Annotated in this window: 9 protein-coding genes and 1 pseudogene; 5 read left to right on the plus strand and 5 right to left on the minus strand. The window is 64.7% G+C overall.

Features of this window, described 5'->3' with window-relative positions; genetic code table 11:
• Nucleotides 1–7 precede the first annotated feature (7 nt).
• The 5 genes from AC07O8_RS10650 (at nucleotide 8) to AC07O8_RS10670 (ending at nucleotide 5796) form a co-directional block, all read left to right on the plus strand.
• Nucleotides 8–1222: a glycosyltransferase family 4 protein gene (locus AC07O8_RS10650; protein ID WP_495047980.1), complete on the plus strand. Its 1215-nt coding sequence runs from the start codon at nucleotides 8–10 to the stop codon at nucleotides 1220–1222.
• A 93-nt stretch (nucleotides 1223–1315) separates the two neighbouring features.
• Nucleotides 1316–2041, plus strand: coding sequence for a class I SAM-dependent methyltransferase (locus AC07O8_RS10655; protein WP_495047981.1), 726 nt, complete (start codon nucleotides 1316–1318; stop codon nucleotides 2039–2041).
• Entirely contained in the window at nucleotides 2038–3222 is a 1185-nt protein-coding gene (locus AC07O8_RS10660; RefSeq protein WP_495047982.1) for a DegT/DnrJ/EryC1/StrS family aminotransferase, read from the plus strand. Before AC07O8_RS10655 ends, AC07O8_RS10660 begins: the two co-directional genes overlap by 4 nt.
• A gap of 11 nt (nucleotides 3223–3233) precedes the next feature.
• Nucleotides 3234–3827, plus strand: a complete 594-nt coding sequence (locus AC07O8_RS10665) for a sugar transferase (RefSeq protein ID WP_495047983.1) — start codon at nucleotides 3234–3236, stop codon at nucleotides 3825–3827.
• Nucleotides 3828–3888: 61 nt separating this feature from the next.
• Nucleotides 3889–5796: a polysaccharide biosynthesis protein gene (locus AC07O8_RS10670; RefSeq protein WP_495047984.1), complete on the plus strand. Its 1908-nt coding sequence runs from the start codon at nucleotides 3889–3891 to the stop codon at nucleotides 5794–5796.
• Here AC07O8_RS10670 and AC07O8_RS10675 read toward each other — a convergent pair.
• From AC07O8_RS10675 to AC07O8_RS10695, 5 genes and pseudogenes are all read right to left on the minus strand, one after another.
• A pseudogene (locus AC07O8_RS10675) lies at nucleotides 5780–6886 on the minus strand (acyltransferase family protein). The gene AC07O8_RS10670 and the pseudogene AC07O8_RS10675 sit on opposite strands and share 17 nt — an antisense overlap.
• Entirely contained in the window at nucleotides 6867–7739 is an 873-nt protein-coding gene (locus tag AC07O8_RS10680) for a WecB/TagA/CpsF family glycosyltransferase (RefSeq protein ID WP_495047985.1), read from the minus strand. Before AC07O8_RS10680 ends, AC07O8_RS10675 begins: the two are co-directional and overlap by 20 nt.
• 5 nt (nucleotides 7740–7744) lie before the next feature.
• Nucleotides 7745–8872, minus strand: a complete 1128-nt coding sequence (locus AC07O8_RS10685) for a glycosyltransferase family 4 protein (RefSeq protein WP_495047986.1) — start codon at nucleotides 8870–8872, stop codon at nucleotides 7745–7747.
• Nucleotides 8869–10143, minus strand: coding sequence for an O-antigen ligase family protein (locus tag AC07O8_RS10690; protein ID WP_495047987.1), 1275 nt, complete (start codon nucleotides 10141–10143; stop codon nucleotides 8869–8871). Before AC07O8_RS10690 ends, AC07O8_RS10685 begins: the two co-directional genes overlap by 4 nt.
• 1 nt (nucleotide 10144) lies before the next feature.
• Complete coding sequence (locus AC07O8_RS10695) at nucleotides 10145–11209, minus strand: acyltransferase family protein (protein WP_495047988.1); 1065 nt, start codon at nucleotides 11207–11209, stop codon at nucleotides 10145–10147.
• Nucleotide 11210: the final 1 nt, after the last annotated feature.

The raw sequence follows: 11210 nt of genomic DNA on the forward strand, positions 1-11210 counted from the left end.
CTTCCCCATGAAGCTGCTGCTGATCAACCACTACGCCGGCTCGCCGAAGCACGGCATGGAATTCCGCCCGTTCTACCTGGCCCGCGAATGGGTGCGGACCGGGCACCAGGCGCTGATCCTGGGCGCGTCCTACTCGCATGTCCGCACCACCCAGCCGGAGCCCGGCATGGCGGCGATGAGCGGCGTGAACTACTTGTTCTACGACACGCCGGCGTACGAGGGCAATGGCACCGGCCGGGTCAAGAACATCTGGTCCTTCTGCCGGCAGGTCTGGAAGGACGCCGACATCCTGGCGCGCGAGTTCGAGCCGGACGTCGTCATCGCCTCCAGCACCTACCCGATGGACATCTGGGTGGCGCGCCGCGTCGCGAAGCTGGCCAAGGCCAAGCTCGTGTACGAGGTGCACGATCTCTGGCCGCTGTCGCCGATCGAGCTGTCGGGCATGTCGAAGTGGCATCCGTTCGCGATGCTCTGCCAGAAGGCGGAGAACGACGCCTACCGCGATGCCGACGTGGTCGTCTCGATGCTGCCCAAGGTGCACCAGCACATGGCCGCGCACGGCCTCGACCTGAAGAAGCTGCACATCGTGCCCAACGGCATCACGCTGGACGAATGGTCCGAGCACGGCGAGCCGCTCGAGCCCGCGATCCAGGCCCACCTCGACGCCGAGCGGGCGGCGGGCCGCACCGTCGTCGGCTACGCCGGCTCGATGGGCGAGCCCAACGCGCTGGACGTGCTGCTGGACGCGGCGAAGCTGGTGAAGGACCGCGCGCTGAGCTTCGTGATCGTCGGCGGCGGGCATCTGCGGGAGCAGCTCGAAGCGCGCGTGCGCGACGAGGGGCTCACCCACGTCGCGATGTTCCCCGCGATCCCGAAGGCGCAGATCCCGTCGCTGCTGAAGGGCTTCGACATCGCCTACATCGGCTGGCAGCGCACGCCCATCTATCGGTTCGGCATCGCGCCCAACAAGCTGATGGACTACATGATGGCCCAGCGGCCGGTGCTGCATTCGGTGGAGGCCGGCAACGACCCCGTGGCCGAGGCCGGCGCCGGACTGACGGTGCCGCCGCAGGAGGCGAAGGCGGTCGCCGAGGGCCTGCTCCAGCTCGCCGCCGTCCCGGCCGACGAGCGCGCCGCCATGGGCCGCCGCGGCCGCGAGTTCGTGCTGGCGAATCACACCTATCCTGTCCTGGCGCAGCGTTTCATCGACGCGGTGTCCTGAGCCGTTTTCCCCGAATCCCCCGGCAGTCCCGCACAGTCCCCTCCGCAGTCCCGATCAACGCAGTCCTCACCACGGCCCTCCGCCGCCGACGACATGACCCAGGACCGAGAACTCCAGGCCATCGCCCAGCGATACGCCCGCCGCGACCAGCGGCTGGCCGGACTGGAGCGCTACAGCCTGCTGCGCCCCGAGGTCTGGCAGATGCTGCACGAGCGCCAGGCCGCGATGCTGCGCCTGCTGGCGTCGCATCGCGCGGCGCTGGCCGATCCCGCGGTGCCGTTGAGCGACTGGCGGATGGCCGAGGTCGGCTGCGGCGCCGGCGGCAACCTGATGGACATGCTGCGGCTGGGCCTGCTGCCGCAGCACCTGACCGGCATCGAGCTGCTGCCTGAGCGGCTCGACGCCGCGCGCGCCGTGCTGCCGCAGCAGGTGCGGCTGCTGGCGGGCGACGCCTCGCAGGCGGCGGTCGAGCCCGGCAGCCAGGACCTGGTGCTGCAGTCGACGGTGTTCTCCTCCATCCTGGACGACGGCCTGCAGGGCCGGCTCGCCGATGCGATGTGGCGCTGGCTGAAGCCGGGCGGTGCGGTGCTCTGGTACGACTTCATCGTCGACAATCCGCGCAATCCCGACGTCCGGGGCGTGCCGCTGAAACGCGTGCGCGCGCTGTTCCCCGAGGGCCGCCTGGCGGTGCGCCGCGTCACGCTGGCCCCGCCGATCGCGCGGGCCGCCTGTCGCGTCCACCCCGGCGCCTACCGCGTCCTCAACACGATCCCCTTCCTGCGCAGCCACGTGCTGGCGCTGATCACCAAGACATCATGAGCACCAACGAGCCCAAGCTCCCGTTCCTTCCCTTCGCGCTGCCCGAGCTGGGCGACGAGGAAATCGCCGAGGTCGTCGACACGCTCAAGAGCGGCTGGATCACGACCGGCCCGAAGGCGCGACGTTTCGAGCAGGCCTTCGCCGAGTTCCTGGCCGAGCCGCAGATCGAGTGCATCGCGGTCAACTCCGCGACCGCCGGCCTGCACCTGGCGCTGGAAGCCCTGGGCATCGGCCCCGGCGACGAGGTCATCACGACGACGCACACCTTCACCGCCACGGCGGAAGTGGTGCGCTACCTGGGCGCGGACGTGAAGCTGGTCGACATCGACCCGGCGACGATGAACATCGCGATCGACCAGATCGAGGCCGCGATCACGCCGCGCACGAAGGCGATCATCCCGGTGCACTACGCCGGGCTGGCGGTGGACATGCTGACGCTGCTGGACATCGCGCGCAAGCACGGCCTGAAGGTGGTCGAGGACGCCGCGCACGCGCTGCCGACGACCTTGGAGAAGGAGCTGATCGGCACGATGGGCAGCAACGCCACCGTGTTCAGCTTCTACGCCAACAAGACGATGACGACGGGCGAGGGCGGCATGCTGGTCACGCGCGATCCGGAGCTGGCCAAGCGTGCGCGCGTGATGCGGCTGCACGGCATCAACCGCGACGCGTTCGACCGCTTCACCGCGAAGGTGCCGAGCTGGTACTACGAGATCGTCGCGCCCGGCTTCAAGTACAACCTGACCGACATCGCCGCGGCGCTGGGGCTGCACCAGCTCAAGCGGCTGCCGGCCTTCCAGAAGCGGCGCGAGCAGATCGCGGCGCGATACTTCGAGGCGCTCGCCGACCTGCCGCTGATCCTGCCGCCCAAGGCGCCGAATGAGGACGTGCACAGCTGGCACCTGTACGTGCTGCGCCTGTCCGATGCGGCCGTGGCGGCCGGCGTGTCGCGCGACCTCTTCATCGAACGCATGTTCGAGCAGGGCATCGGCTGCAGCGTGCACTACGTGCCGTTGCACCAGCATCCGTACTGGCAGGAGCTTTACGGCCTGACGCCGGAGATGTTCCCCGAGTCGCAGAAGGCGTATGAGCGCACGGTGACGATCCCGCTGTACACGGCGATGACCGACGAGCAGGTCGAGCGCGTGATCGCGGCGGTGCGCCGCAGCCTGGGCTTCTGAGCGGACGGCCGATGGCCAAGCGACTCTTCGACATCCTCTGCGCCGGCGTGGGCTTGCTGCTGCTGAGCCCGCTGCTGCTGGTCGTGGCGGTGTGGGTCAAACTGGATTCGCGCGGGCCGGTGATGTTCCGGCAGGAGCGGGTGGGGCGCTTCGGCCGCACGTTCCGCATCCACAAGTTCCGGACGATGCGGGTCGATGCGCCGAAGCTCGGCCCGGAGATCACCATCGGCGACGATGCGCGCATCACGCGCAGCGGCCGCTGGCTGCGTGCGAGCAAGGTCGACGAGCTGCCGCAGCTATGGGACGTGCTGCGTGGCGCGATGAGCCTGGTGGGGCCGCGGCCCGAGGTGCCGCGCTATGTAGCGCTGTATCCGGAAGAGTTGCGCGCGCTGGTGCTGTCGGTGCGGCCCGGGATCACGGATCCGGCCTCGCTGAGCTTCCGCAACGAGAGCGAGCTGCTGGCGCAGGCGGAGGATCCCGAGCGCGAGTACGTCGAGGTCGTCATGCCGATGAAGCTGCGGCTGGCGGCGGACTATGTGCGCAATGCCAGCCTGGTTGGGGACATCCGGCTGATCCTGGCGACGCTGGGGGCGATCCGGGCCTGAGCCGGTCCCATCGCCACGAGCTGCAAGACACGCACGAGACGTTCAAGAAAACGAGAACACGATGAACTGGTTGTCCCTCGATGCCTTCCTGACGCGGATCCGTCCGTACCGCGAGGCGGCGGCGCTGGCGCTGGACATGGCGGCGGTGGCGCTCGCCTGGCAGGCCACGTATCTGTTCCGGCTGGGATTCGAGCGCTGGTTCGAGGCCCGGCCCGACTACGACCATTGGGTGATGCTGGGCATCGTCGCGCTGTACGCGCTGTTCCTGAAACTGTTCCGCGTGCCCAAGGGGATGTGGCGCTTCAGCGGCTTCGGCGAGGTGAAGCGGTTGGCGGCGGTGTGCATCCTCGCGGGCCTGATCGCGGCGGTGGGGGTGCTGATGGCGCAGCTCACGAAGGTGCCGCGCGCGGTGCTGGCGCTGCATCCCCTGTTCACGCTGATGGCGCTCGCGACGATGCGCATGGGCTACCGCATGCTCTACGAGCACATGCGCAGCCGGATCAGCGGGAGCGCGCTGGAACAGCGGCGCGCGCTGGTGATGGGCGCGGGGGACGCGGGGCGCCTGCTGGTGGCGGGGATCCAGCATCAGCAGGGATGGGTGGTCGTGGGGTACTTGGACGACGCGCCGGAGAAACGCGGCGCGCGGGTGGCCGGGGTGCCGGTGATCGGCACGCTGGAAGACGCGACGCGGTTGGCGGACATGCACGGCATCACGCATGTGATCGTGGCGATGCCGGCGGCGACGACGGTGGAACGGCGTCGGGCGCTGGACCTGGCTGGGAAGACAGGGCTGGCGGTGCTGACGGTGCCGAGCAGCCAGGAGCTGCTGGCGGGGCGCGCGGTGAATCAGGTGCGGGATATCGAGCCCGAAGACCTGCTGGGGCGCGAGCCGGTGGAGCTCGATGAAGGCGGCATCAGCGAGTGCATCGGCGGGAAGGTGGTGCTGATCACCGGCGCGGGCGGGTCGATCGGGTCGGAGCTGTGCCGGCAGGTGGCGCGGTATGGGCCGTCGAGGATCGTGCTGTATGAGCTGAGCGAGTTCGCGCTGTATTCGATCGAGCAGGAGCTGAGCGAGAAGTTCCCGCACATTCCGCTGGTGAGGTTGATCGGGGATGTGAAGGACCTGGAGCACCTCAGGTTCACGTTCGGGAAGTACCGGCCGCAGATCGTCTTCCATGCCGCGGCTTACAAGCATGTGCCGTTGATGGAGGAGGAGAACGCGTGGGCGGCCCTCCGCAACAACACGTTGGGGACGTATCACGCGTGCACGGCGGCGGCGGAATCAGGGGCCGAGCGCTTCGTGATGATCTCGACGGACAAGGCGGTGAATCCGACGAACGTGATGGGGGCGACGAAGCGCGCGGCGGAACTCGTCATCAGCCACATGGCCGGGCAAGGGCATGCGACGAAGTTCATGGCCGTCCGCTTTGGCAACGTCCTCGGCTCGAGCGGGAGCGTGATCCCGAAGTTCAAGGAGCAGATCGCCAAGGGCGGGCCGGTGACGGTGACGCATCCGGAGATCACGCGCTACTTCATGACGATTCCGGAGGCCGCGCGGCTGGTGGTGCAGGCCGGAGCGATCGGCGAGAGTGGCCAGGTATTCATCCTCGACATGGGCGAGTCGGTCCGCATCGCCGATTTGGCGCGGACGATGATCCGGATGGCTGGTTATCGACCGGAGGCCATTCCGCTTGTGTTCACGGGACTGAGGCCGGGAGAAAAGCTGTACGAAGAACTGCTGGCGGACTCGGATGCCACTTTGCCCACGGCGATCGCCAAGCTGCGTATCGCGCGGCTCGACGGAGGAGAGCCTCGTGCGGAGCTGCGCATGGGGGCCTGGCTGGAGGGTTGGCGCGAGAGCGAGCGCATGAGCGACCGGGCCGTGATGGCCCTGTTGATGGAGGCGGTGCCCGAGTATCGGGCCCGCTCGGCTGACCTTGCGAGTCAGGGCCTCAGGCCGCGCGCTTGATCGCGGCCTTGGCGCGGTAATAGAGGCGCTTTTCGAAGATCTCGCACCAGGCGATCGACATTGCGATAGCGACCACCAGCTGCAACAGCACGTTCGCCGGCGCCGCGTCGAGCGGGTTCGGCATGAACAGGATCACGAGGTAGTGTAGCAAGTAGAAGGAAAAGCTGATCGAGCCCATGAACAGCAGCGGGCGCGAGCTCAGCAGGCCGGCGGATGAGCCTCGTCGATAGGTGACGATCGTGACGAACGTGGCGACGACGAAGAACGCTTCCGCAATCTTGCCGTTCACTGGCCTGAACGTCGAGGCGGCCAGCATCGCAACGAAGACCACGCCCACTGTCACCAGCGCGCCGGTGTACAGCCTGATCGCGGTCCGGCTCCCATCGGGGTACTTCGCCTTCAGGTGACGCCTCAACACGAAGGACAGGCCGCCAAGGTAGAACATCGGAAAGTAACCGAACGGGAGCCAGTGCACGAAGTCGGGGTCGAGGCCCCATCGCTTCGCGATCAAGAGCTGTAGAACGGAGATCAGGAACGCCAGCACGCCGAACACGATCATCGCTCTCCGGTGCATCCGTACCAGACCGAGATGGATCAACAGGCCGATTGCGACGTAGAAGAACACCTCCACGCCCAATGTCCACTCGATGCCGATGATGGTGTTCTGCCACGCCAGACGGTAAGGCGACAGATAGGTCAGGTGAGCCAGCAGATTGGTGGTGTCGATCACGCCGCCGTTGAGCATTTCTGCCCACGGGGTCAACCGGGTGCCCCCGGCCTGCGCATAGATGAACAAGACGATGAGCAACGGGAAGTAGGGCAGGGACAACCGCGTGAGGCGGACCATCAGGAACTTCTTCAGCGTGTACTTCTCCTAAAAGAACTGGCTGAAGATGGTGAAGCCGCTGATCACGAAGAAAACCTGGACGCCGTACTTGCCGCAATCGATTAGGAAGTTGCTCCAGCTTGAGAGTTCACGCATTCCGCCACCGCCGCTATGGATGAGGAAGACGAGCAGGATGGCGATGGCGCGCATCCCAGTCAGAAAGTTGGTGTCGCCGTAATTTTTGTCAGGCGTGGGGGTGGTCATGTGCGACAGAACGTCGTGGACAGAAGAGTAGATGTTTAAAGAATCTCAGGCTTGCTGTAGCCTTTTTTGCATTCTTACGAGGCAGAGTGATAAATCGCCAGAGCCATTCCAAACCAGATCTCCGGACGACCTCAGGAGCCCTCCGTTCAATGCCGCCCCAGAAGTCAAATAGCCCACCAACGCCGATGACGATCAGGCTACCTCGCTCCTGAAATCGTGCTTGGTTTTCCAGGATCCATTGTTCTTGTTTCGGCGTGCCCAGACCGACCAGCAGCACAACGGGATCGCGCCCTTCGAGCATCTCAAATGGAAACGGAGCGAAGCCGTGGGTTCCTTGAACTTCGAGACGATGACGCTGACGGACATGTTCAATGGCCTTGGTGGATACCTCGGGCATTGCGCCATACAGCACTACGCGGACATTCCTTCCTTGCAAACTATCCAGGATCTTGGGCGAGAGGTCGGTGCCGTTCAGATTGGGAATGGCCTGCGCGGAGTACTTTCTGTTTCGAAGCAGGATGCTCAGGCCCGAAAGATGCGGTTGATGGAAGGCGAAATGCAGAAGGCGAAAAGCAATGCCATCCGCCAGAACGAAATCCGCTTGGGCGAGTGACCGCTGATATCCTGCCTCAGGATGCCCTGCATACCAGCCGGTCATTTGCAAGGCGGCGAAGTACACGAACGATACCCAGGCGATGCCACCCAGGGACAGCGTGTGATGCAGGTGCTCTATGAGTTCTTTCTCTGATCCGGAGAACGCCTTCCTGTACACATCCTCAATCTGGAAATCCATCGCCGGGGCCGGCTCGCGGTTCGCCGTTGAGTTGATTTTTTCCGAGGAAATGATTGGCATGACCGTCAGGATTGGAGAGCGTCGTCAATGTGCTGAGCGAGTATCTGCGCCACCGATGTGCGGTCGAATCCGCGGGCGATTCTCTGGCCTCGAGCGACCATGCTTGCCAATGCTGGGTCAGGACACTCGAGCACATGGCTCAAGACTTTCGCCAGAGCCCCCGGTTGGGTCGGATCAAAATGGAAGGCACTCTCGCTGTTCCGCGTGAAATCCGTGAAGGGGCGAATGGTGCTGCAGATCAGCACATGGCCAGCTGCCAATCCTTCCAGAGCCGCGAGACCGAGGCTTTCTCGCTGCGAAGGGACCACATGGAAATCGAACTGTGCATGGGCTCGAGCCAGTTCTGAAGGAGGGATGGCATTGTGATAGAGAACGCGGCCCTGACCATCCTTCTCGATGCGATCGCGCAGTTTTTCCACTTGTTGTCCGATGCCCCAGAAGTGCAGCTTCGCCCGGGAACGCTGGAATTCAGGCAATGCCAGGAAGGCGTCGAACAGAGACTCCCATCCCTTGTCGGCCTCAATGCGCCCGATATAACCGAACTCGGCAATTCGGTGCGCGGGGTCCGCAGCCCAGTAGCACGGGCGACTTGTCGTGGCAGCACTCAGTTTGGGGAAGTCGATCCCACTCGAGGGTGAGACGACGACTCGTGCCGATGGAATGTCCGGAAAACGCTCGAGCGTCAATTCCTTGAAGAACTGGGAAGGCACCACCAGCAACCTGGCGCTGCGCACCAGCCTGGCCTGGCCGACGGACATGATGCGTCGATAGAGCGTGGATCGGCCCAGCAACAGGTCATCGCCGTGGATGTTGACCACGGTTTTCTTGCCGAACCACGAGGCGCCAAGCGCGGGGATCAGGCAGTGATGCGACACGTAGTGCACGTAGTAATGACTTCGATTGGGCTTCAGCAGCAATAGGAGAAGTCCCGCGTAGTGCGAGGCATAGGCGCGCACGCGACGCAGCCCGGTGGAGCGGCCACGGATGACAACTTCTTCCCGGATGTTGAAGCCCTCGGCGCGGAGGTCTTCATTATTGCGCCCGACGAAGGCGCCGTAAGACGGGTCTGTCGGGGACGGGTACATGTTCGAGATCAATGCCCATGGGGCGGACCGGACAATGCGATCGTTCATGTGGGACGCAGCAGCGAGGCCGTGGTGGTCGTTGGTGGCGAAGACGTTCCGTGGGGCCGTGACGAATTGCCTGGGAATCGCTGAGAGGACGTCAGCGCCAGCAGCGCGATGAAGGGGGCCAGCGTGGCGGAATAGACGACGTGGCCGGCGAAAACGCTCAGCATCAGGAACATACCGACCATATAGGCAGCGAAGGCGCCTTCGGCGCGCCCTTCCATCCAGCGTCCCCTCAAGCCGCGCATCATCCATCCGCACCAGACAAAGTAAAACAACACGCCTAGCAGGCCCGCGCTGTAAGTGAGATCGAGAAGGTCATTCTCGAAGGACGCCGCAAGTTCACCGGTCACCTGCCCGTTGCCAAATAGCAGGACGAGGGGGTTCTCAGTTTCGGTGGACCACGCGAGATAACGGTCGATGCGGTCGATGCGGCCGCTGGTGATGAAGCCGAGCAAGTCGGGACTTCGCTCCCAGAAGTACTCCCATCGATCAAGCGACAGTTGCAGCAGCGGAATCCACCATGGCGACGTGGCGGCGACCGCGACGCCGAAGACGACCAAAAACCTGATCTTCATTGCGCGAGACAGATAGCTGTGCATCACGAACAGGAGGATCAGCAGAAAGCCAAGCAGCGAGGTCTTGCTCAATGACACTAGCGAGGCGACGAAGAAAACGCCGACGACGATGAAGAGGTGCAACTGATGGCGCCGAAACCTGGCACGACCAACAAAGACGACAAGTGCGAATAGCGCCACCAGCGTGGCGGACACTTCGTTGCCGGCGAAGAAGAAGCCCTTGCTGCCGAGCAGCTCACCGTCCTCGGTTTCGCCGTAGTTGCCGAACCCGAAGCCGAACAGGCCCAGCGAGAGATTGGCCAGCATCACGATTGCATTGAGCCCGAGGATGCGGTGCAGACGCGCAGCATCGAGCACCCCCTGCTCCATCTGGATCTGCAGCACGAAGTAGATCAGCACCGGCATCAGGAGCTTGAGCAGGAACTGCAGGTCCGCCATGGCATGCGGCCCGTCCATGCCCTGCGCCAACATGTGCGCGCCGGCCCAGACGAAACACAGGAAGAGGAGCACGACGCCCGGCAGGCGGCTCACGCTCGCATGGCGCAGGATGATAGCGATGAACAGCCCGACCGCGACCAAGCGCACCAGCGCGCTGATCGTCTGATTGCCGGGCAGAAAGATGTTGTGGTTCTGGAGGAACCCGCTGAGCGTGTCCACTAGCAGCCAGGTCAGTTCGATGATGTAGGCGAGTCGGAGCATGTCAGCTTGCCTTCATCAGGCGATGTCGATAGCGATCCACCGGTTTGTCGATGAGGTGCGTGAGCAGCACGGCCATCCCGATGGCCGCCACGATCATCGCCGCATTCCGGCTCGCGCCCGGTGCCATGACCAGGGCGAAGAGCTGGAACACGAACACGTGGCAGAGATACAGCGGGTAGGAGTACTCGCCGATGGCACGGTCCCAGCGAGTGGTTCGCGTGAGCCGGAACAGCCAGGGGATCGCCGCGGTGAGCAAGAAGGTCGCTGCCGCCGCGGGACTGAGCAGCTTGGCGTTCACATGGCCGAAGCCGTTGGCTGCGAGGCTGGCGACCGCTGCCGCGACCGCGCCCAGATAGAGCAGGCCGCCCGTCGACAGAGGTAGCGCGTCCGACGCGCAGACCCAGCGGAAAGCCAGCATGCCCAGCAGGAAGAACGAGAGCTCCGAGGGGAAGAAACGCGTCGCCCAAGGGTCCTGCACAAGGCCGGCTCCGAAGGCGAGCACCAGGCGGAGGGCGATGCTCGCCACCATCAGGACCGCGAGCCGGCGCGTGGACCAGCGCGCAAGGAACGGGACGACGAGATAGAACATCAGTTCCAATGACAGCGACCAGGCCGGGGGAATGATGTTCAGCGACGTCAGGGCGGTGTCCGGCGCGGCCTCGGACGGGCGGAACGCGAGCATCCCCTGCGCGTCGAGCCCGAAGAAGAGCAGCACGTCCTGGCCCAGGATCAGCGCCTGCGACAGGATCCAGCCCAGGAACAGCCAGGGATGGTCGGCGGGGAATTCCAACTCGAGCGCGAATCGCCAGCCGTGCGAGGGCAGCCAGATGCCGAGCAGTACCGACAGGGCCAGCAGGGCCCAATAGGTCGGGAACAGACGTAGCAGCCGCTGTTGGTAGAACGTCCGCACGTCGCCATAGGCGCGCTTCTCCGCCAGTACCATGGCCATGTAGAAGCCCGAGATCGCAAAGAAGACGGTGACGCACAGATCGCCGGACAAGCCCTTCGGCAAGCCGGCATGCGTCCATGCGACGCTCAGTGCAAGCAGGAAGCGCAATAGGCCCATT

The sequence above is a fragment of the Roseateles sp. GW821-FHT09G09 genome (assembly GCF_059415965.1).